20 protein-coding genes are annotated in these 21991 nt (G+C 41.5%); 6 read left to right on the plus strand and 14 right to left on the minus strand.

What is annotated here, in order from left to right; genetic code table 11:
- Positions 1-349: 349 nt before the first annotated feature.
- Positions 350-2233: a long-chain fatty acid--CoA ligase gene (locus CL667_03430; protein ID MAL16740.1), complete on the minus strand. Its 1884-nt coding sequence runs from the start codon at positions 2231-2233 to the stop codon at positions 350-352.
- Positions 2234-2352: 119 nt separating this feature from the next.
- Here CL667_03430 and CL667_03435 point away from each other — a divergent pair, with 119 nt between their 5' ends.
- Positions 2353-2859 (plus strand): transcriptional repressor, encoded by a 507-nt coding sequence (locus tag CL667_03435; protein ID MAL16741.1) that lies wholly within the window; start codon positions 2353-2355, stop codon positions 2857-2859.
- A gap of 15 nt (positions 2860-2874) precedes the next feature.
- Here the strand turns inward: CL667_03435 and CL667_03440 are convergent, their stop codons facing one another.
- The 3 genes from CL667_03440 to CL667_03450 are packed head-to-tail and all read right to left on the minus strand — an operon-like array spanning position 2875 to position 7035.
- Positions 2875-3759, minus strand: a complete 885-nt coding sequence (locus CL667_03440) for an ABC transporter permease (protein MAL16742.1) — start codon at positions 3757-3759, stop codon at positions 2875-2877.
- 1 nt (position 3760) lies between these two features.
- Complete coding sequence (locus CL667_03445) at positions 3761-5734, minus strand: hypothetical protein (GenBank protein ID MAL16743.1); 1974 nt, start codon at positions 5732-5734, stop codon at positions 3761-3763.
- Positions 5731-7035, minus strand: coding sequence for a competence/damage-inducible protein A (locus CL667_03450; protein MAL16744.1), 1305 nt, complete (start codon positions 7033-7035; stop codon positions 5731-5733). Before CL667_03450 ends, CL667_03445 begins: the two co-directional genes overlap by 4 nt.
- 114 nt (positions 7036-7149) lie before the next feature.
- Between CL667_03450 and CL667_03455 the strand changes: the two genes are divergently transcribed.
- The 5 genes from CL667_03455 to CL667_03475 are packed head-to-tail and all read left to right on the plus strand — an operon-like array spanning position 7150 to position 11751.
- Positions 7150-7743 carry a hypothetical protein gene (locus CL667_03455; GenBank protein MAL16745.1) on the plus strand — a complete coding sequence of 198 codons (594 nt, stop codon included), beginning with the start codon at positions 7150-7152 and terminating at the stop codon, positions 7741-7743.
- On the plus strand, positions 7740-8225 hold the full coding sequence (locus CL667_03460; GenBank protein ID MAL16746.1) for a phosphatidylglycerophosphatase A: 486 nt from the start codon (positions 7740-7742) through the stop codon (positions 8223-8225). Before CL667_03455 ends, CL667_03460 begins: the two co-directional genes overlap by 4 nt.
- A 46-nt stretch (positions 8226-8271) precedes the next feature.
- Positions 8272-8928 (plus strand): orotate phosphoribosyltransferase, encoded by a 657-nt coding sequence (locus CL667_03465; GenBank protein MAL16747.1) that lies wholly within the window; start codon positions 8272-8274, stop codon positions 8926-8928.
- Positions 8929-8946: 18 nt separating this feature from the next.
- Entirely contained in the window at positions 8947-10323 is a 1377-nt protein-coding gene (locus tag CL667_03470; GenBank protein ID MAL16748.1) for a tRNA (N6-isopentenyl adenosine(37)-C2)-methylthiotransferase MiaB, read from the plus strand.
- Positions 10324-11751: a hypothetical protein gene (locus CL667_03475; GenBank protein MAL16749.1), complete on the plus strand. Its 1428-nt coding sequence runs from the start codon at positions 10324-10326 to the stop codon at positions 11749-11751.
- Between the two features lie 31 nt (positions 11752-11782).
- Here the strand turns inward: CL667_03475 and CL667_03480 are convergent, their stop codons facing one another.
- The 10 genes from CL667_03480 to CL667_03525 form a co-directional block, all read right to left on the minus strand.
- On the minus strand, positions 11783-13282 hold the full coding sequence (locus tag CL667_03480; GenBank protein MAL16750.1) for an L-arabinose isomerase: 1500 nt from the start codon (positions 13280-13282) through the stop codon (positions 11783-11785).
- A gap of 81 nt (positions 13283-13363) precedes the next feature.
- Positions 13364-14068, minus strand: a complete 705-nt coding sequence (gene araD / locus CL667_03485; GenBank protein MAL16751.1) for an L-ribulose-5-phosphate 4-epimerase — start codon at positions 14066-14068, stop codon at positions 13364-13366.
- Between the two features lie 16 nt (positions 14069-14084).
- Positions 14085-15752, minus strand: a complete 1668-nt coding sequence (locus CL667_03490) for a ribulokinase (protein ID MAL16752.1) — start codon at positions 15750-15752, stop codon at positions 14085-14087.
- Between the two features lie 176 nt (positions 15753-15928).
- A complete protein-coding gene (locus tag CL667_03495) occupies positions 15929-16636 on the minus strand; it encodes a DNA mismatch repair protein MutT (protein ID MAL16753.1) in 708 nt (235 codons plus the stop codon).
- A gap of 104 nt (positions 16637-16740) precedes the next feature.
- Positions 16741-18333 carry an alpha-N-arabinofuranosidase gene (locus CL667_03500; protein MAL16754.1) on the minus strand — a complete coding sequence of 531 codons (1593 nt, stop codon included), beginning with the start codon at positions 18331-18333 and terminating at the stop codon, positions 16741-16743.
- Positions 18334-18374: 41 nt separating this feature from the next.
- Positions 18375-19487, minus strand: coding sequence for a galactose-1-epimerase (locus CL667_03505; GenBank protein MAL16755.1), 1113 nt, complete (start codon positions 19485-19487; stop codon positions 18375-18377).
- Positions 19488-19668: 181 nt separating this feature from the next.
- Positions 19669-20013: a hypothetical protein gene (locus tag CL667_03510; GenBank protein MAL16756.1), complete on the minus strand. Its 345-nt coding sequence runs from the start codon at positions 20011-20013 to the stop codon at positions 19669-19671.
- A gap of 71 nt (positions 20014-20084) precedes the next feature.
- Positions 20085-20546, minus strand: coding sequence for a hypothetical protein (locus CL667_03515; protein MAL16757.1), 462 nt, complete (start codon positions 20544-20546; stop codon positions 20085-20087).
- Positions 20546-21169: a hypothetical protein gene (locus tag CL667_03520; protein ID MAL16758.1), complete on the minus strand. Its 624-nt coding sequence runs from the start codon at positions 21167-21169 to the stop codon at positions 20546-20548. The genes CL667_03515 and CL667_03520 overlap by 1 nt, the downstream gene beginning before the upstream one ends.
- The gene (locus CL667_03525; protein ID MAL16759.1) at positions 21166-21981 is read right to left on the minus strand and encodes a hypothetical protein; all 816 of its coding nucleotides are present in this window, start codon (positions 21979-21981) and stop codon (positions 21166-21168) included. The genes CL667_03520 and CL667_03525 overlap by 4 nt, the downstream gene beginning before the upstream one ends.
- Positions 21982-21991 lie beyond the last annotated feature (10 nt).

Consider the following 21991-nt stretch of genomic DNA (forward strand, 5'->3'; position numbering starts at 1 on the left):
CTGTTTTAGTTTAAACGAGCGTTCAATTTAAAAAAACAATTGCTGAAACCAATCAGCCTACAAATGGCACATCTGTATGTATAGCTTTTTAGGTTATCCTAAGGCAGATATGGCTGGAAGAGCTAACAGGTTGCCATGCTTAACCATGTGCTGAACGTAGATGTAGATTCAATATTGATTCAGCACCTGAAAAGGACGAGGTTTTAGCGAACAAACTTCCCAGTATCGGAAAGTCACTCTTCTCAGACCCTGAATCAAGTTCAGGGTGACAACTTACTTACCGATACACAAAGTAGAGGATATCCGAACTCAGGTTTTAAGCATATGCCAATTTTAACGAGATCGATAATTAATCGTTATCGTCTCTGAATATGTCTTCAATCAAGTGACCGTATTTATCAGAAATCACTCTTCTTTTCACTTTAAGAGTCGGTGTTATTTCTCCGGTGTCAACGGTAAATTCATTAGCTACCAACCTGAAGTCTCTAATTTTCTCGTGAGAAGCTAGTTCTTTAGAGAAGGACCGAAGCTCTTTCTTGTAGATATTCTTCACTTCATCAAGCTCAATAAGATCTTCGTTTCCATTAAACTTCAAGCCTTCTTGTTTGGCGAACTTTTCAACAGCCTCAAAATCCGGCACTATTATAGCGGCCATATAATTTTGAGCTTCTCCAACTACAACAATTTGATCAATCCATTTACTGGTTTTGAATAAATCTTCGATTGGTCCCGGGTAAATGTTTTTACCGCCGGCATTCACAATCATATGTTTAATACGATCGGTGATTTTCAGGAATCCTTCATCAAACTTCCCAACGTCTCCAGTGTGGAGCCACCCATCTTCATCAATCATCTCTTTAGTGGCATCCTCATTGTTCCAGTAACCCTTCATTACATTTGGGCCTTTACAAAGGATCTCTCCTGCTTCGGAGCTTTTATTAGTTGGGTAATCTTCTCCGCTTATCTGCTCTATAATTTTTCCATTCTCAAGTCCTTGTATGGCTACTGTGACGCCGGGAATGATTGTCCCTACTGCACCAACCTTTTCCTGTCCGGGCTTGTTAGCGGCCATTACAGGAGAAGTTTCGGTAAGTCCATACCCCTGAAGGATGCTCATTCCGGCACATTGGAAGAACGTATCAATTTCAGGAGGAAGTGCAGCGCCACCGGATACAAAAAGCCGAACATGTCCACCGGTACGTTCCTTTAGCTTATCAAAGACTAGTTTATCGGCGATCTTCTTTTGGAGCGTTACAAACCCTCTTTTGCCTTCAGAATACTTACGACCGGTTTCAACCGCCCAATTGAAAATCTTCTTCTTGGTGTCACTTCCTTCTTCTACACTTTTCACAATTAGGTTATACATTTTCTCAAAAAGGCGAGGTACACTAATCATGATGGTAGGTTTGGCTTCCGGCATATTTTTAGAAACCGTATCTACACTTTCGGCATAATACACTTCAACACCCGAAGAAATCATAGCATAATAGCCTGCTGTGCGCTCAAATGAGTGGCAAAGCGGCAGAAATGAAAGCAAGCGATCCTTGTCGTCCCAATAAATATGCTGGGTTGCTGCTTTTACGTTGCTTACAATATTTCGGTGAGTAAGCATCGCACCTTTAGGCTTACCTGTAGTTCCGGATGTATAAATTAAAGTGGCCACATCTTCCGACTCAATCTTCATTGTACGCTTCTTAATGCTCTCCTTATGCTCTTCAAGATGCTTCCCTCCCTCCAGCAGCATATCGTCGAACATCTTCACATAATTCTCATCCATTAAATGCTCAAGCTTAGGAACATCAAAAGCGATTACTTCTTTCAGATCTTTACAATTATCAAAAACTTCGACGGCTTTTTTGAGCTGAAGGCCGGTGGATACAAAGAAAATTTTAGCGCCGGAATCTTGCAAAATATATTCACACTGACCGGAAGGAAGTGTGGTATAAAGGGAGACATTCACCCCTCCAACAAGCTGAATAGCCAGATCAACAGCGGCCCACTCATATCTGTTTTCACTTAAAATCCCTACACGGTCACCACGCTCAACCCCTTTCTCAACTAAATAAGCCGCAATAGAATACACATCGTCAGTAACCTGATCCCAGTATATGGGCTGATAAGCTTCGTCTGGCTTAGGTTTATAATAAAATTGAGCTTTACCTGCTCCTTTATATTTCTGCGAAAGGTTTAGAAACAACTCTGTGAGTGTTTCAAAAGGGACTATAGTAGGCATATGATTTTATTTTATTCCTTGTGTAACTCCGCCTCAAATATAATACTCTTGAAATCAAATGCATGAGTTTCATAAGCAAGTTTACAAATCGTATATTTGGAGGGAATTTAATAGATACTATGGCACACCCAGCACAAGAAGATACCGTACATTTAGTAAAGGAAATTTTTCGTTCTTATCTAAAAGAGCGAAACCAACGCCAGACACCGGAGCGTTTCATGGTTTTGGAAGAAATCTATACCGCCGATGGCCACTTTGATGCCGACGATATTTTCTTCCGAATGAAAGAAGCTGGTACTCGAGTTTCTCGGGCAACGGTTTACAATACTCTGGATTTACTGGTTGAATGTGGCTTGGTTCAGCGCCAACAGTTTGGGAAAAGTCAGTATTACTATGAGCGTGCATATGCTTATCAACAGCACGATCATATTATTTGCAGAGAGTGTGGGCATGTTCTTGAATTTTGTGACCCAAGAGTTGGTGAAATTCAGCGCATGCTTTCAGAAATTCACGATATGGATATTGACGGGCATTCTCTCCATTTCTTCGGAACCTGCAGCAATAAAGAAGCTTGTGAAGAGCGCCAGAAAACAGATAAAAAGACTGCTGACCTCAAAGAATCCTGAATTCTTTCTAAGGTTCTATCCTGAGATATAGGTTTCCTGAATAAATCTGCGTGCCGCCCAGCGGCTGCCCCACCATCCCATCAAAACTGAGAGCAGCAGCATTGCTCCTACCAAAAAATACCAGCGACCAAATGGCCAGCTTAGTGTTCCAAGATCTGCCAGGTAGAACGGGATCGCAAATTCAAAAATCACAAAAACGCTGAGTATTGCTAGTGAGCCCGCAATTAGTCCCTGTAATAATCCTTCGACTATAAAAGGACTTCGGATAAATTTGTTGGTAGCGCCAACCAGCTTCATAGCCCGGATCAAATCCCGCTTGGCATAAATGGTAAGTCGGATCGTGTTGTAAACAAGAACCAAAGCGGCTAAAAGTATCAGGATTCCAAGTCCGCCCCCAACCAGTGAAAATGTATTCAGGTTTGATTCCATCACCCTAAGTAAAGCGGCATTATATTCAATTTCATCAACGCCGCGGAGGTTTCTAAGTCTTGATACCAAGGTCTCAATTTTATCTGAGCCGGCATCAGTATCCACGCTGAGCCTGAATGATGCAGGCAAGAAGTTTAATTCAGCTAATTCCTCAACTCCTGTCCCAAATTCTTTACGCATTACCGCAGAGGCACTGTCTTTTGAAATGTAGGTTACTTCCTGAACCAGTTCCTCATCTTCTAAATCCTGGCGAATCTGATCGGTTGTTCGCTCATCCACATCAAACAAAAACACCTCTACTTCAATCAATTCTTTGATCGACATGGCCTGACTGTAGACATTGAACCCAATGCGGGTTAAAATTCCCAATAAAAGCACCGCTATAAACAAAGAGAATATTGAAGTAGTAGCCGCAAGTTTAGCTCGTCTAATCCCGGTAAATCCTTCTCGAACAATGTATTTTAAACTCATATCAATTTCTGAATTGTGCTCTTATTCCTACAATTAAACGTCTTGGCGGCATTGGAAATCCGGCCGACTCAAAGTACCCTGCCTGACCTAATCCGTCAAGGGCATTTTCCCATCTCAGTACAACCATTATTCCCCGAACACGGGCGGAAAGTTCCCCGTCTAATCTAAAGAACGAAGGAAGCTCTTGGTAGGTACTATTTCCCTGCCAGTAGCCTAACTCGGTATTGAATGTTCGTGCCGAATAATACAATGGGGATAATAAGGTTTTTACTCCGATTTTCAGATAGGCAGCACGATCAAAAACATACCCTTTCACAAATGCTGAGTTTCGTAACCAAACAATTTGATCCTGCTGGTTAAGCACTGCAGATGGAGCATCTTGATCATCATAATTAAATTGCTGAAGCGTGCCTGAACTTTCTATTTCAAAAAGATGATTTTCAAACCTACCATATACCGTTCCGGCAAGGTGGTCAATTTTTCCACTGTTTATAAACGAACTATCCTGTGATAGAAACGTGGAGTTATCTGAGATTTTATATCTCCCGGAAGCTCCAAAGGTGATAGTCGGAGTCAGCTTAAAATCGATTTTCCCGGCTGCAGAAATACCTGTCTCATTCTCCAAATCGGGATTTCCTGTATAATTCTTAGACTCCCAATACATAGCCTGCATGGTTGGAATACGGCTAAAACTTGATGCACTTACCCCCGCTGTAAATCTTTCAAAAAGCTCTCCTTTTAAGCCTCCGGTTACATCATAACCGAATGATCCATCATTTCTGTTATCCATGTTAGCTATTCCATAAATGCGGCTGCTTCTGAATAAATTATAGGAAGCAGAAAGTTCTCCATTCAATTCTGACCAGGAACTTTCACTTAGCGTGGAAGCACCTTCTAATGAATGGTTTTGTGCTCCTACTTCTGCTCTAAGTAAAATTCCACCCAGATTAAAACTCTTGAATACATCGGCATTGAGAGTTCGCAGATCCCATCCCAAGGTATCCCCCGAGAAGCGCAGGTTCTTCATATTTTTTGAAATAGATAGCTCTAGTCCGGCATCTTCAACCGATGACGAATCTTTTCTATGATAAATTCCACCAATTAAATCCCATCGGGTGAGCTTAGAATTACCGTTCGAACTTTGAGGAGCAGATCCAAATTCACTGAACGGGAAAGTGACCGGATCACCAACCACATAACCAAAAGGTTCATCATTGGTAAACTGGTTTCTCATATACATTCCCCGAATCAGAAACTGTTCATTCAAATGATGATACACTTTCCCAAAAACCTGACTTCCGTTTATACTGCTGTTTGGATAATAGCCCCCTCCTCTTCGATCCCAATAGGAAAGTTCGAGGTTTGTCCGCTCGGTAAAATTTTGCGATACCAAAAATTCCAGGTTTCGATACGCTCCTCCGGCTTCATCATAATTCAAATAACTGATGGGTTTTACGATATAATAATCTCTCAACTTGATATCTGAATAGTAGTTACCGCCATAGCTCTCTGTGGCCAATCCAATTTTACGGTGGGGAACGAGGTTAAAGTTGGCCAAGCCGGTAATCGGATTATTGAGCGAGATTCCTTCCATCTCAAATTCCTGCTCAAGCGGTTCGTACCCATTTATATGATAGGCATCTACCCGACCATTGGTACCTTGCCGAAATGAAATCACATCGTTGCGGTAAGCCTGAAAATCGCCCCAGTTTGGCCAAATCTGCCAACGCATTAAACTATCGTTGGTAATTACATGAGAACCCACGGGATTGGATTCCCTCCAAGGTGAAACGTCTTCAGGTTTCGGTTTTTCTTTTTTCTTTTGAGCTAATGAATCATTGGGTTTTGTTTGAAGGGAATCGGGTGAAGTCGTTTCAACGTTGACAGAATCAACAGCCGTAGAGTCAGAAACCTGTGCAAAAAGTGAAGCTGACATCAGCAAAAAACCGATATGGAGTGCAACGAATTTTTTCAAGGAAGCTGCTTTTTGAGATCATAAGGCATGGGTTCAATGCCCTTCAGAATCCGCCTTGTAACTTCCAGAAGCACCATCTTGGTTCTTTCTTTATTGATGAGGCGATCTTTGGTAAACATCGCTTTTATGGCAAAATGCTCTCCGCCTTTTTGGTAGAAACCCATCCAAACTGTGCCTACCGGTTTTTCTTCAGTTCCTCCTCCCGGACCAGCAATTCCGGTGGTTGAAATCCCAATTTCAGTATTCAATTTCTCAGCTACACCTTTAGCCATTTGTAGCGCAACCTCTTTGCTAACGGCCCCAACGGTATCCAAGTGCTTTTGTAAAACTCCCAGCTGATTTACCTTCACATGATCGGCATAAGAAACAATTCCCCCGTCAAAATAATCACTGCTGCCAGCTACATCGGTGAAGGTGTTTGCGATTAATCCTCCTGTGCAGCTTTCAGCAACCGATATCCTCAAACTCTTCTCCTTCAACAGTTCTCCTACAGCCTCGCTGATACTAAACTCTTTACCCTCTCCATAAATGTATTTTCCGGCTTTTTGGTGAATGATATTTGATAGATTCCGGAGATTTTCTTTGGCTTCCTCTTTCGTTGCACCACTTCCATTCAGGCGAAAAGTAACACCTCCAGGCGATGGCAGATAAGCCATGCTTACTCCATTTTCGAAATACCCGGAAAGATCTCCAAGGATCTGATCGCTAAGCGTGCTTTCTCCAATCCCTGCAGTTTTGATGTAATGTGAATACAGATATCCAATATCGCCGAACGCATCCCGCAGTTTAGGAGCTACCCTCTTCTTCATTAAATACTTCATCTCGTATGGCACGCCGGGCAGAACCGCGAGATAGCTTCCAACATCAAACCACATCCCGGGGGCGGTTCCCGTTTTATTAAACAATACTTCCGAATTCTCAGGCACTTCCGCCTGACTATGATTCGATTTCGAAAAAGGAATATTCCGCTTCTCAAAAATAGACTTAATATAATCCAGAGTTTCCTGATCAAGTTTGTAGCCGACATCAAAGAGCTCAACCATAGCTTTCTTGGTCATGTCGTCGTGAGTGGGGCCCAGACCACCGGTACATATAACGACATCAGATTCCTCAAGAGAATTTTTCACCGTTTTTTTAATTAGCTCAAGTTCATCAGAAATGGTGTGAACTTGGGTGACTGTAAAACCCAATCCTGTTAAAAATTCCCCCAACCAAGAGGCATTGGTATTAATGGTATCGCCAATAAGAAGTTCGTTGCCAATAGAGATGATCTGTGCTTTCATGGGGCGTAAATTCCGTATTAGCCTGTCCAATTTCCACAACTGTTTTGTGGTATTATAGCTAAGATAAATTCAATCATGTTATGGAATAAATTAGTTAGTAAGTTTGGCTGACAAAAGAAGTTTTAAAACCGCATGAAAAACCTACCCAACATACTGAGCAGCATACGCATGGTGCTGGCTCCCATTTTCCTGTTTATGTATGTTCAGGACGAACTTATCTGGCGTTCGCTTAGTATCGCAGTCTTCGCTACTGCCGCCGTTACTGATTACTTTGATGGCAAAATTGCCCGCTACTATCAACTGGAAAGTGATTTTGGGGTATTCATCGATCCGCTTGCCGATAAATTTCTCACTTTTGCTGGTTTTCTTTGCCTTCCTTTTTTAGATGCTTCTCAGTTTCCATGGTGGGCCGTTGCTGCAATCGTCATAAGAGATGTGCTTATTACTGCTTTGCGATTGTATGCCGGGCGAAAAAAGATCCCCCTGAAAACCCGGTTTACAGCTAAATTTAAAACGATGGTACAGATGATCTTTTTGTATGCCGTCATCCTGCTTGGGGTATTTAAACAGGCTGATATAGAATTCGCAGACCAAGCCGCCCTATTCTTTAACTCGGGTATTTTGTTCTATGTTATGATGTTCGTAACTGCTCTTACAGTTTACTCCGGCATTGAATACATCTGGGTGAATAGCGAACTCTTCAAAAAAGAGCAGCAACCATCGTGAATGCTTTAAAACGATTTTTAGGAACGGGATTCTATTCCGGACTCATTCCCAAGGCACCCGGAACTGCAGGCAGTTTTGTCGCTTTACTCATCATCTTTGCTATCATTCAAAGTCAGGTTTACGAACTGTTACTGGTTTTTGCAGTACTCTCATCTGCAATTACACTATGGGTCGGCTCTTTTTTTGAAGAAAAATATGGAGAAGATCCCGGATGCCTGGTAAGCGATGAATGGGCAGGCCAAGCTCTAACCTTCTTTGCTATTTCTTTTACAGACATCATTATGACCAATATTTGGATTCTGGCAGCCGGATTTCTGCTCTTTCGGTTCTTTGATATTCTCAAGCCTTTAGGAATAAAACGCCTCCAAAATTTAGAAGGGAGCTGGGGCATTTTAACCGATGATTTATTGGCAGGATTATATGCGCTTATATGCTTAAAAACCCTTATTTTTAGCTGGCCTAAAATATTAGGGATGGCCTGATACCTCACTCATCGCAGCGGTACCACTAACAGAATTTAAAAGACTTATGATACTCAATACCTCATTTGCACGTGAGCTGGCTGCTCATTTGCTTGAAATTAATGCCGTAGTTTTACGGCCCAATGACCCTTTTACATGGACATCCGGATGGAATTCGCCGATTTATTGCGATAACCGATTGACGCTACGCTTCCCGGAAATAAGAAATAAAATTGAGAACGAATTCACTGCAATTGTAGAAGAAAAATTCTCAAAAGTTGATGTAATTACGGGAACAGCAACAGCAGGAATTCCGCACGCAGCATGGGTTGCAGCAAATCTGAATAAGCCGATGGCTTACGTTCGTGCAAAAGCAAAAGCCCACGGTATGGGCAACCAAATTGAAGGCGGTGTTAAAAAAGACGAATCAACTGTAATAATAGAAGATTTAATTTCGACCGGCGGTTCTGCTATTTCTGTTGTGGAAGCACTGAAATTTGTAGGCGCTAATGTTGAAGCCGTTCTATCAATCTTTACCTATGATTTTGACAAAGCTTCTCAGCGATTTGAGAATGCGAATGTTCCTGTTTACAGTCTCACTGACTATAAAACACTCGTTAACGTAGCTGTTGAAAAGGGAATCATAGATGGAGACGATCTTGACTTACTTTCAAGTTGGAGAGATCATCCCGATGTGTGGCCTGATAGTCCTTCGGATCAATAATTTGTATATTTCGAATTCATTAAAAAATTCAGTGTAGTGAAAGACAAGAAGTTTTACATAGAGACCTACGGTTGCCAGATGAACTTTGCGGATTCTGAAATCGTGAATTCCATCTTGCTCGAAGAAGGCATGAAACCGGTTCACGAAGCAGAAAGTGCCGACGTAGTTTTGGTTAACACATGCTCAATTCGTGAAAATGCGGAGACCAGAGTATGGAACAGACTTAAAGAATTGCGATCCATCAAAAAAGAAAATGGAGAGCTTACGGTAGGTGTGCTTGGTTGTATGGCTGAGCGTATTAAAGATCGTATAATTGAGCAAGAGCATTTGGTTGATATTGTAGTCGGACCTGATGCTTATCGTGATATTCCACGTTTGCTTGAGGAAGTTGAAGACGGCCGTAAAGCTGTAAATGTACTCCTTTCACTCGAAGAGACTTATGCTGATATAGCTCCGGTTAGAACTACCGGTAATGGCGTAAACGCTTTTGTATCTATCATGCGCGGATGTGATAATATGTGCGCTTTTTGTGTAGTGCCCTTCACACGTGGACGGGAAAGAAGCCGCCCAATGGAATCGATCCTTAAGGAAGTTCGGCAGCTTAGCGACGAAGGTTATAAAGAAATTACCCTGCTAGGCCAAAATGTGAATTCTTACCTCGATGGTGAGAACACATTCACTAAGCTTATGGATGAGGTAAGTAAGGTTGATCCTGAAATTCGTTTCCGATTCTCCTCTCCCCACCCCAAAGATTTTCCAAACGACTTACTGCACTTAATAGCAGAGCGACCAAACCTTTGTAATTATATCCACATCCCTGCTCAGGCTGGAAGCGACACCATGCTGGAACGCATGCGACGCCCTTATACACGGGAAGGATATTTGGAGCTGATCGAGAATATGAAGTCCATTATTCCGGGTGTTTCTCTTTCTACCGATATCATTACCGGTTTTTGTGATGAGACTGAAGAAGAGCATCAGCAGACCTTGTCTCTTATGGCTGAAGTGGAATATGACCTCGCCTATATGTTTGCCTATTCTGAACGGGAACGAACGCTTGCTCACCGCAAGTATGAAGATAATGTACCTGAGGAAGTTAAAAAGCGCCGATTGACTGAGATCATCACTCAACAGCGTGAACTTCAGGAAGAACGAAATAAAGATGAAGTGGGTCGCCGGCATCTGGTTTTAGTTGAAGGTACCAGTAAAAAGTCAGACGAACAGATGAGCGGCCGAACGGATACCAACAAAATGGTAGTATTTGACCGTAAGGATTTTGAGCCCGGTGATTATGTGGAAGTAGAAGTTACAGAAACAACTTCAGCAACATTAATTGCTCGTTCCATCAGAAAAACAACTCTGTCCGAATATTACGGAGCGGAAGTTGTAGCCTAAGTGGGTGGTATTAAAACATATCTTAATACAGCTCTACTGATTTTTTTCCTGCTTGGAATAACAATGCAGGCGGTAGCACAGCCAGCTTTAGGTGTTGTTTGGGACCAACCGGAAACGCTGGAGGAAGCTCAATCTGAGTTAGATTTATTTAAAGGCTCCGGAGTTGAGTATATTGAACTCTCCCACCCTGTAAATAATGAAATACTTTCTTTGCTTGAAGGTACTTCATTTACGGTTTTCGTCAGACTCCAACCCGAGTTTTTAACTGTTTCCGACCTTTCTGAAAACAAAGATACCCTTCTAAGACAACTAACTTCCGATGTAAACAGGTACCAGAATAATACTTATATCAGAGGCATTGGTTTATTGAGTAACAGCCAAATAGCCCATCCAGGTTTTGATGAAATTATTAAGCCTTTCCTGGCATCATTCGCTGGCATGTCTAGTATATCATTCTATGCCTTCAATACTGACAAGTGGTATTATTTAGATAATACTGAGCAACACTTTGCTATTTACTTACCTCACCTGAGTTTTTCCGAGACTGATCTATATCGCTTTGATGAACTCATGAATTCAAGAAATTCATTAGTCTTTGTAAACAGTAATTGGCTGATTGAGGCTGTTAAAAACTATGCTGAGCTTTCGCAAAGTATCGTTGAGTATAAGGAAACTAATAATTGGCAACTGGCACTTCCGAACGCCAAACCAGACCCCACTCCTTTTCCCAATTGGCTGGTGCTAATACTATTGCTCTCTTGGCTGGGGCTATCCATTCAGCTTCGTTTCCTGCCCTACATTCGTCCTATGCTGTTACGATACTTTTTAGCACATCGTTTTTTTGTTGATGATATTCTTCACTACCGTGAACGGGCGGCTTTAGGAGGGGTACTTCTCATGGTGCAGCATGCCCTATTCGCAGGAATAGTATCCTATATTTCAGCTAAGGTTTTATTCACTGAAGTTGGAGTAGAAGCCTTTTTTCATCACCTGCCTATTTTGGCTATAACAGGTTTTAATTATTTATCCTTTTTCTTTCTTGGGATAGTCATTGCCTTGTTGACACAAGTGATTGCCCTTTTATGGCTATACATCCCTGCTAAGCATATTGAGCATTTCAGCCAAGCTATAAACCTTTATGCCGGACTGTTCTTTATCGACTTCATCCTGACCACCATAATGCTCACTTTATATATAACCGGTTTCGGGGCTACTTCCCTTTTAAGCATTGCTCTTGTTTTCGTAATTGTATGGTTTGCGGCATTTAATATAGCTGCAGTAGATATGTCAAAAAATATGGGTCAGGGAAAACTCACTTACCTCACTTTGACTGTTGGTTTGCACGCTGCAATCTCTGTTGGTTTGTTCACTTATTTACTCTCCAGTACTGATTTAGTCCAGATAATCCAACTTTCAGCATCCCTTTAAAGGACTAAGCAGAGCCTGCCAAAAAAACCACTTAACGAAGTCCTTTCATACTGCTATAGTAAACCTCATTAGATCGTACTTCTCTCTTAAAAGAGTGAATGTCTGTATCTTCGTCAATAACTAAGCACTCAACACCGATCATCTCAGCAAAATCACGGATGTGATCGACCGTTAACGCCTGACTGAATGAAGTATGATGAGCTGCACCGGCTAAAATCCAGGTAGAAGCTGCAGTTTTTAAATTCGGGTGTGGTTTCCATAACACTCTAGCCACAGGTAAGTTCGGCAACTCGGGAGTATCGACTGCCTCAACGGTATTCACAACCATTCGGTAACGATTTCCCATGTCCATTAGTGCAACGTTTAGTCCTTTGCCGGGCGTACCAGTAAAAACAAGTCTCGCAGGATCTGCTTTTCCCCCAATTCCCAATGGGTGAACTTCTAAAGAAGGCTTTGCGCTTGCAATAGATGGACAAATTTCGAGCATATGAGCTCCTAAAACCTGCTGTTTTTCCGGATTAAAGTGGTAGGTGTAATCTTCCATGAAAGATGTACCACCTTCTAGTCCCTCTGCCATAACTTTAGTTACACGAACAAGAGCCGCAGTCTTCCAATCTCCTTCCCCGGCAAATCCATAGCCCTGCTCCATTAAACGCTGCACACCAAGTCCCGGCAGCTGGGCGAGACCGTGGAGGTCTTCGAAAGTAGTAGTAAAAGCTTTGAAACCTCCTTCATCTAAAAAAGATTTTATCCCCAATTCGATACGAGCAGCTTCTTTGATAGCATTTCTAAATTCTTCATCAGAAGCGTCGGAATCAGTAATGGCATACTTACTCTTATAAACATCAATAAGCTTGGCTAGGTCTTCCTCAGGTACCGCATTCACGTATTCTACCAAGTCTCCGACACCAAAGCCTTTAACATCTAATCCAAAAAGAACTTCCGCTGAAACTTTGTTGCCTTCAGTAACAGCAACATTTCTCATATTATCGCCAAAACGAGCAACTTTAAGGTTCTGAAGCTCATCTTTACCGATCGCAGCGCGGATCCAGGTGTCCAGATCTTTAATAACATCAGGGTCTTCCCAATGACCAACAATCACTTTCCGGTCAATCCCCATAAAAGCATTAATAAACCCAAATTCTCGTCCGCCATGTGCGGATTGGTTTAGGTTCATGAAATCCATATCAATATCGGACCAAGGGATATCTCTGTTGAATTGGGTGTGAAGATGTGCAAATGGTTTATCTAAAATTCGAAGGCCTTTAATCCACATTTTGGCTGGAGAAAAAGTATGCATCCAGGTAATAAGTCCAATGCAGTTGTCATCGCCGTTCGCCTCCCTACAGATATTTTTAATTTCGTCTGAAGTTGTTAAAACCGATTTAAATATGATATTAGCGGGAGCTTTAACCTCTGCAGCCAGTCCATCTGCCACTTTCTTGGAGTGGGCTTCAACTTGTTTAAGGGTTTCCTCTCCGTATAGATGCTGACTCCCTGTAATAAACCAGATTTCTTTATTTATAGTCATTGTCGAACCCTGCTTGTTTTAAAAATTCTGTTACCTGAGGCAACTATGTAATGCTCTCAAAAACCCATTCACATCTTTAAATTATTCATCCTGTCCGTAGTATGAATCCGAACCATGTTTACGTTCATAATGCTTTTTAATTAAGCTGTCTTTGAGTCGAGGTGCATCAGGATTAATCTGAAGAGTCAGGTAAGCCATTTTAGCTACTTCTTCTAACACAGCACTATTATAAACGGCCTTTTCAACTGTTTTTCCCCAGGTAAATGGTGCGTGATTCCCAACAAGTACCATTGGCACTTCTTCATAAGAAAGGTTTCTCTTTTTGAATAGGTCTATAATTTGATTTCCAGTCTCGTGTTCATAATCACCTTCAATCATTTCGTCTGCCATCGGGGGCGCACAAGGAATATCATGGGTCAAATGATCTGCGTGAGTAGTTCCCATAATTGGAACATCCAGCTGGCTCTGGGCCCAGGCTGTGCCGTAAGTAGAATGAGTGTGTACAATTCCACCAATTTTCTCCCATGTTTTATAAAGAAGGGCGTGGGTTTTTGTATCTGATGATGGGCGCATGTTTCCTTCAACAAGATTGTTGTCAAAATCTACAATCACAATATCTTCCGGCTTCAGTTCCTGATAAGGAACACCAGAAGGTTTTATAGCAAATACTTCATCCTTACGGTTAACAGCGCTTGCATTCCCGAAGGTAAACAGCACCAAACCCAGCTCTGGGAGCCTCATATTGGCTTCGTACACTTCCTGTTTTAGATCTTTATACTTGCTCATGGTCAATTACCCTAGCCTAATTCATAATCCTTTTTTCAATCACTTCACCAAATGACTTGTAGCGGTCATACATCGCCTTATAGCTTTCCACTTTTTCGGTATTTGGCTCGTACACGGTTTCAAAACCGCTCGCCATATTTTCCTTTGCCTCTTCAACGGTTGAAAATATTCCGGAAGCTGTGGCTGCAAAAACTGCTGCTCCTAATGCACAGGTTTGTTCAGATTTAGAAACTCTGATCGGCATGTTCAGAACATTGGCTAGGGTTTGCATCACAAACGGTGATTTCTTAGCCACTCCTCCCATCCCAATTACACCTTCAATTCGGATTCCTTCATTTATAAAACGATCTACAATCATTTTAGAACCAAAGCATGTAGCTTCGACTAAGGCTTTAAAAACTTTCGGGGCATTACTACCTAAATCAAGACCTTCAATGGCCCCTTTAAGCATTTGATTAGCATCTGGAGTTCTGCGACCGTTCAACCAATCTAAAGTAATGATCCCCGTATCAACGTCCTCGATCTTCTCAGCCGCCGCCGATAGATTTGAGATTAGCTTGTCCGTTGCTTCTTCGATGAGTGATTCTTTTTGCTCACTGGATAATGTTTGTGAGTCTTGAATAATTTCTTTGAATGGATCAAGAATCAGGTCTTTAAACCAAGCGTATATATCTCCAAAGGCAGACTGACCTGCCTCCAAGCCAACCATCTCTGGAAGAATTGACCCGTCAACCTGACCGCAGATGCCTCTTACCAGATTAGAGCCTACCTCCTCTTTCGGAGCCACTAGCATGTCACAGGTTGAGGTTCCCATAACCCTTACCAGTTGATAAGGCTCAATGTTGCCCCCAACAGCTCCCATGTGTGCATCAAAAGCTCCAACACCGATAACTACATCATCAGAAAGTCCAAGTTTTTTAGCCCATTCCTCTGAAATTGTCCCCGCCGCTTTATCAGAAGTGTAGGTGTGTTCATACAATCTGTCTCGCAATCCTGAAAGCAAAGGGTCGAGTTTGACCAAAAAATCTTCACTTGGTAAACCGCCAAATTCATCATGCCACATTGCTTTATGTCCTGCAGCGCATCTGCTCCTCTTCATTTCATGGACATCATTGGCTCCGGTCAATACGTAGGGTATCCAATCACATAACTCAACCCAGGAATAAGCGGCTTCTCGTATTTCTTTGTCCTCTCTTAATACATGGAGAATTTTTGCCCAAAACCATTCTGAAGAATATATACCGCCCACATATTTTGTGTAATCTATACCGCCCCAAGAACGGGATAAAGCATTGATTTCACCGGCTTCTTTAATTGAGGTGTGATCTTTCCAGAGAATAAACATCGCGTTTGGATTCTCTTGAAATCCCTCTTTTAGAGAAATTGGAGTTCCTGTTTTGTCTACAGCTACAGGAGTAGAACCTGTACTATCTACTGAGATGCCTCTAATGTTTTTAGCTTCCCCTTCAGAAACCGAAGCTATAACGGATTTTAGCGTTCTTTCTAAACCTTCCAGATAATCAAGAGGGTGATGTCTGAATCTATTTGTGCCAGGATCACAGTATTTTCCTTTCTCCCATCTGGAGTAATAATGCACAGCTTCAGCTATTTCATCTCCTTTTTCATTAACGAGAACCGAGCGTACAGAATCGGTACCATAATCAACACCAATTACATATCTCATTGCACCTAAATTTTATTTAACCAATGCTAAACTTAGAACCACTCATTCTAAGCTTGAATACTCAGGAATTGTTTATAAGTGTTATTTTAACACCTTTTTTTACTTCACACAAATAATTTGATTTCAACATCAAGTTATTGTTACTCGTGAATTGCTGCTAAATATCAATTGAACGTCTAGGATGTAAGCGGCTTGAAGACCAAATGATCCCCTGCTGTAACTTTTTCTGAATACTTCTTTTCGTCAAACTCGTAAAAGAATGCCCCTTTTTTAGAGTACTTTTTTTGTTTTTCATCTGTCTTAATTAAGACATCCATAGACAGAATTCTTCGGCGGAAGTTTCTCTTATCAAGCCTGGTATCATAGATGCTCTCGTACAAGTTCTGCAGTTCCGGGAGCGTGAATTTTTCGGGTAGAAGTTCAAAACCTACTGGTTGATGAGAAGCTTTATACCTCAAACGCTTTAGGGCGGCTTCAACCATATCCTCATGGTCAAAGATTAAATCCGGAATTTCATGTATAGAAAACCAAGAGGCTGAATGTTGTTCTACTAATTCTTTGTCGTGTTCATGAATATCAATCAAAGCATAGTAGGCTACCGAAATGGTTCGGTCAAACGGCTCCCTATTTAAATCTCCAAAGGCATATAATTGTTCTAGATATATATTTTGTAAGCCCGTAAGGTTATTTAGAATCTGCCCGGCTGCGTCATCCAGACTTTGATCTTTATTAAGAAACCCTCCCATTAGTGACCACTTTCCTTTCTCAGGTTCGAAATCACGCTTTATAAGTAACAACTTCAGTTCATTTCGATCGAACCCAAAGATGATACAATCCAGAGCAACTAATAATTTGTCATGATCTTTGTAGTAGTCTTCCTTCATAAAAAACTTTATTCCTAAACTTCATTTTAACCCAATAATTTTGAGTTAATATGCAGAATATAATTCACTTCAAAAGAAAAAGGATAATAATCTGTTTCCTGCTGTCATTCCACACTAATAACCACGATAGAATGTGGCGGAATCTCTAAGCTTAGCTTTCCGTCTCTTAACCTTGCATTTTCAAAAGAAACTGGGGCAACTTGTTGAGGATTATTAACTGTATTAACCGCATCTACTGAGTTTGCTGTTAAAAGCCTGCCTGAGCCGGATACAATTCGGTTTGCTTCTGCACCGCGAATTTCTATGATAACATCATTCGATTCTTTTGGATGAGTGTTGGTGACTGTAAAATGCATTACTCTGTTCTTATCTCTGGAAGCCGTTGCGCTTATAACCGGCACTCCGGGTTCACTATCTGCTAGCTCAAACCTGTCCTGAACTTCCTTATCTCCCGGCCCTTCATATTTTTTTGCATGAATGTGAATGGGCAGTAACACTGAGTTTTGATGTACTTTATAAAAGTGGAATACGTGGTACGTTGGAGTTAGAAACATATCAGCGCCATCGGTAATAATCATAGCTTGTAATACATTTACTGTTTGGGCGATGTTCGCAAGCTTCACTCTTTCGGCATGCGCGTTCATAATATCCAGACTTAAAGAGGCTATCAGCGCATCCCTAAGAGAATTTTGTTGCTCTAAAAAACCTGGGTTTGTACCCTCTAGCGGGTTCGTCCAAACGCCCCATTCATCAACGGCCAGTGCTACATTTTTTTCAGGATCGTATTGATCCATAATATCAGAATGTCTGGTGATAAACTCGTCCAGCAGAGATGCTGCTTTGAGTCCCCGGTAATACATTTCTTCTCCGAAATCTTTAGAAGGACCCTTGTCAGCCCACCCCTCACCCGGGATTGTATAATAATGCAAAGAGATAGCGTCCATCATATTTCCAGCCTCGCGCATTACCGTTTCCGTCCATTCATACTCAACATCATACATGCCACTGGCAATTTTATATAATGGAGTATCATTAAAGCTTTTAGCATACGTTTGGTAGCGGCGGTAAAGATCCGCATAGTAATCTGCAGTCATATTCCCTCCGCACCCCCAGCTTTCATTTCCAATACCAAAGAACTTGATGTCCCAGGGCTCTTCTCTGCCATTTATGCGGCGGAGATTTGCTAGCTCACTGTCTCCCGAAAAAGTCATGTACTCAAGCCAGTCTTGCATCTGGGCCGGCGTACCACTTCCAACATTAGCAGATATATATGGCTCAGCATTGATAAGCTCAGTGAAGCGAAGAAATTCATGAGTTCCGAAGCTGTTATCATCAATCACCATACCCCAGTGCGTATTTACAGTCTTTGGTCGCTCTGAGCGTGGCCCGATTCCATCCCTCCAATCATATTCATCCGCAAAACAACCGCCGGGCCAGCGAATATTTGGGATTTGAAGTTCTTGAAGGGCCTCTAAAACATCCGTGCGATAACCCTCTGTATTGGGAATATTTGAATCTAAGCCAACCCAAATGCCTTCATAGACTCCCCTACCCAGATGTTCTGCAAATTGTCCATATATGTGCTCGCTGATTGTATGTTCAGCTTGGTCTACATTTACAATTATAGTTGACTGTGCAAGTACCTGTGCGCTCAGTGGGAATAGAGTAAGTGCTAAAAGCAGAAATAATTTCTTCATGATGAAAATGTTGGAGGTAAAGAATTCTAACTATTATAGCCTCAGTTGCGAACCGAGAACTTATAAATAGTCGATGTTTGGTAGGTGTCTCCGGGTTGAAGAATGGTTGACGGAAAGTTGTCTTCATTAGGAGAATTAGGAAAATGCTGTGTTTCTAAACAAAGAGCACTGTGCTGAATAAAACTCGAGCCATCAGGCCCCGTAAGAGTGCCATCTAAGAAATTACCTGAATAGAATTGAATTCCGGGTTCCTCTGTAAGTACCTCAAGTTCTCTTCCTGTTTGAGGATCGAAAAGGATGGCAACAGATTTCATTGTTCCGTCTGCATCGTTAATCACATAGTTGTGATCATATCCACCTTCTACCTCATCAATTCTGGCTCCAATTTCGAAAGGTTGGGTAAAATCGAAAGGGGTTCCCTCAACGGCAGCTATTTCTCCGGTTGGAATGAGCTCGTTATCAACCAGTGTGTATTGATTGGCATTAATCGTAAGCTCATGGTCCAAAATTTGAGTTTCTGGATTTCCTGAAAGATTGAAATAACTATGGTTGGTTAAGTTAACCGGTGTTGCTTTATCGGTGGTGGCGGTGTAGTCCATTCTCAGTTCATTCTCAGGGGTAAGGGTATATACAACGTTTACCTGAAGGTTACCTGGATACCCGCTTTCTCCATCTTCACTTAAATATGACAACTCCAGAGAATTCTCCGTCACTTCTTCAATGGTCCATAACACTTTATCAAAACCTATTTCGCCACCATGTAAGTGATTATCACCATCATTAATATCCAACTGATAAGACTCACCATTCAGAGTAAAAGCACCGTCACCTATTCTGTTTCCATACCTGCCAATTATTGCTCCAAAGTAAGGAGTCCCGGCCAGATACTTATCCAACGAGTCAAACCCCAAAACGATGTTATCAAAATCACCCTCAGAATCTGGAGTCATTATTGAAGTCACGATCCCACCGTAGTTAGTGATTTTTACCTTAAGTCCGTTGCTGTTTTCCAGTGTTACCAAATGTACTTCCCGATCACCCTCCAGGCTCCCAAAAATCTCCATATTACTTGCCTTATTATTGTTCATATTTTTGTTTGTACAAGCTGCAAATCCAACCATAAGCATGCAGGAAAGAAGTAATAAGCATTTCATATTGCGCAAATTTTTACCCTAATTTGAGCCAATATAGAATTTTTTGGCTTGTGAATTTCAATTGTTTGGAGATTCTCGATTTTCGGCTCAATTCAATATGACTATCAATAACCAATAGCTGGCATTAACAGGCATGCTATTATGAGATATTGTCTTAAATGAGTTGGGAAGAGCAAAGGAACTAATTATTCCTTACAAATAGCTTCTTTAACTTGAGTAAATTCTTTTTTTCAAATCGCCATACAAAATCAAACTGTCCCAGTAAAAACCCATAGACGAGAAATAAAACCTGATAAGCTGGGAAAACAATAAGTACCCACATAACTGCTTCTTCCCAGAATGGAGTGCTTTCTGAAAAACCTATTAACTGAAAAATAAACTTCCTAACGTAAAGGGCTGTGCTTCCGGTAATGGCAAATATGAATAGGATGAGCCCAACTTGCCAATAATTCTCTACCTCCCAACGCTGCATTAACTTCTTTAAAAAACGATGCAATTCTGACCTCAATGATGATAGTTTCAACATCCATAACTTAAGAAAATTATCAAGCATTATTGGGCTCTAAATACACGAAATCAGCCTGACTGATTCAGTACTTATTCTGCTTCTGTAACTTCACCGGACTTTAAAGTTTTCGCTACCTCTACCGGTATAAGTGAGTCATCATAATCTGCAGAAGTACTGGTCCCCGAAATAATTCTTCCGGCGTGGCCCAATCGTTCATGAGGAATACAAAAGTAATCGTACACTCCCTCTTCTTTTATTTCCAAAAACCAACGATCTCCTTTATTTAACATTCCAGAGTCAAAGGATTGTGCGGATGTTGGAATCCTTAGTGGACGGCGATTGTCAGGGTGATACGAAGTTACGGTATGTAACCCTTCCACAACTTCAAACAGGATTACATCACCGGGTTGAACCTGCAAAACAACCGGACTGAATCTGGCGTCTTCTCCTATTCCCAAAATCTGGACCTTCAGTGTGTCAGATGAAAAGCTGAATGCATGAGAAGCAGTCATCAACCCAAACACCAGTAATATGTACCCTTTGATTTTCATTATTGAATGGGTTCAGATATAATTTGTTCAATTGCTTTAGCAGCTTCAATCATTGGTTGATTTAGCCCTTCTACCCTCGTAGAGATTTCTCCTTTCTTATCCAATACAGTTACCAGGTTTGAATGAGCAAAATTACCATCACTTTGTCGCTGATACTTCACTCCTAACATCATGGCTAAACTTCGAATATCAGTGTTTTTCCCCGTCAGGAAATGCCATCCGGGGATATTGAGCTGTTCATAATCAGCATATGTTTTCAATACTTCAGGACTATCATTTTCTGTGTCGAACGAAATAGCAAGTACTTGTACTTGTTCTCTCATCGATTCATTCACAGCCTCATACAAACGCCAGGTATCTTTAATAAGAATGGGACAAACCTGTGTGCAATTTCCATAAAACATAACCACAATCACCGGTTTACCCTTAAAATCAGCAAGTTTGATTTCCTCATTTCTATGGCTGGTAAAGCTTGATTCCAAATGATACAAAGAATGATCTGTTACCACCCCCGCCTTTAAGGCTGACTTCTGATGTTCTTGATGCTCATGCTGTGCCCAAATATTCTGAGAGAAAAGCATACATATAATTAATTGGAGCGCATATATTCGTAACGATTTCATAATGATTCCTCGTTTTGATTTTGGGAGGTATCGACTGGTTTGTCATACGCACACCGAAAGCCTACCATACCTGTTGTAATTTTTGGATTGAAGCTCATTCGGGTGATATAGCGTATAGAAGCCGCATAATTGTATAAGCTGTTCAGGGTATTCATACGTCCTATAGTGCCACAGTCTAGTGAAAGTTCATCCGCTATAATGGGTTTAAAATCTTCCACCCATTCCATCACTAACCCAAATTGATCTTTTACACCTTTGGTTGTAACAATACCGGTGGTACCTACTTCGGCCAGGTTTTGAGCATCAATTCCCGAATACCAGCTTATTAAGCTACTGCTGAATTTGTCCATAGCCGCTTTATCGGTAATCCCCAGTAGTTGAGCTGAATATTCCCACTCATTAAGTGTGGGGAGCCGACCACCTTGTGCATCACAGTATGCATTTGCTGCAAACCAGGAGACCCGTGTTACAGGCCGGTTCGTTCCAACATTTTCATAATCCGGATCCAGATCAGATTTCCATTCTCTCAGGTATCCTTTATTAGTAAAAACCGGAGGGATTTCAGATCGCCTCCAGTTTATATTGGTTTTTAGAAATTCGGCAAACTGCTCATTGGTCACTGCGGTTTCATCCATATAAAAAGAATCAACCTGGATGGGTTCTCCCGCAACTTCAGGGAGTACTGCATGAAAAGATCCCGCCGGAACAAGTACCTTCTTTGTTAGCGGTACATCTTGTGCCGGAAGCAGGCTTGAGCCACATATCATCAACAGCACTAAAAGTGTAACTATGTTCTTTAGGAATCTCATCATTTTGTGCCTA

The sequence above is a fragment of the Balneola sp. genome (assembly GCA_002694685.1).
Classification (GTDB): domain Bacteria; phylum Bacteroidota; class Rhodothermia; order Balneolales; family Balneolaceae; genus Gracilimonas.

Bases quoted from the DNA above. Each gene is read 5' to 3' on its own strand.
- CL667_03430 (MAL16740.1), bottom strand. From the start codon at position 2,233: ATGCCTACTATAGTCCCTTTTGAAACACTCACAGAGTTGTTTCTAAAC.
- CL667_03435 (MAL16741.1), top strand. From the start codon at position 2,353: ATGGCACACCCAGCACAAGAAGATACCGTACATTTAGTAAAGGAAATT.
- CL667_03440 (MAL16742.1), bottom strand. From the start codon at position 3,759: ATGAGTTTAAAATACATTGTTCGAGAAGGATTTACCGGGATTAGACGA.
- CL667_03455 (MAL16745.1), top strand. From the start codon at position 7,150: ATGAAAAACCTACCCAACATACTGAGCAGCATACGCATGGTGCTGGCT.
- CL667_03465 (MAL16747.1), top strand. From the start codon at position 8,272: ATGATACTCAATACCTCATTTGCACGTGAGCTGGCTGCTCATTTGCTT.
- CL667_03480 (MAL16750.1), bottom strand. From the start codon at position 13,282: ATGACTATAAATAAAGAAATCTGGTTTATTACAGGGAGTCAGCATCTA.
- araD (MAL16751.1), bottom strand. From the start codon at position 14,068: ATGAGCAAGTATAAAGATCTAAAACAGGAAGTGTACGAAGCCAATATG.
- CL667_03490 (MAL16752.1), bottom strand. From the start codon at position 15,752: ATGAGATATGTAATTGGTGTTGATTATGGTACCGATTCTGTACGCTCG.
- CL667_03495 (MAL16753.1), bottom strand. From the start codon at position 16,636: ATGAAGGAAGACTACTACAAAGATCATGACAAATTATTAGTTGCTCTG.
- CL667_03500 (MAL16754.1), bottom strand. From the start codon at position 18,333: ATGAAGAAATTATTTCTGCTTTTAGCACTTACTCTATTCCCACTGAGC.
- CL667_03505 (MAL16755.1), bottom strand. From the start codon at position 19,487: ATGAAATGCTTATTACTTCTTTCCTGCATGCTTATGGTTGGATTTGCA.
- CL667_03510 (MAL16756.1), bottom strand. From the start codon at position 20,013: ATGTTGAAACTATCATCATTGAGGTCAGAATTGCATCGTTTTTTAAAG.
- CL667_03515 (MAL16757.1), bottom strand. From the start codon at position 20,546: ATGAAAATCAAAGGGTACATATTACTGGTGTTTGGGTTGATGACTGCT.
- CL667_03520 (MAL16758.1), bottom strand. From the start codon at position 21,169: ATGAAATCGTTACGAATATATGCGCTCCAATTAATTATATGTATGCTT.
- CL667_03525 (MAL16759.1), bottom strand. From the start codon at position 21,981: ATGATGAGATTCCTAAAGAACATAGTTACACTTTTAGTGCTGTTGATG.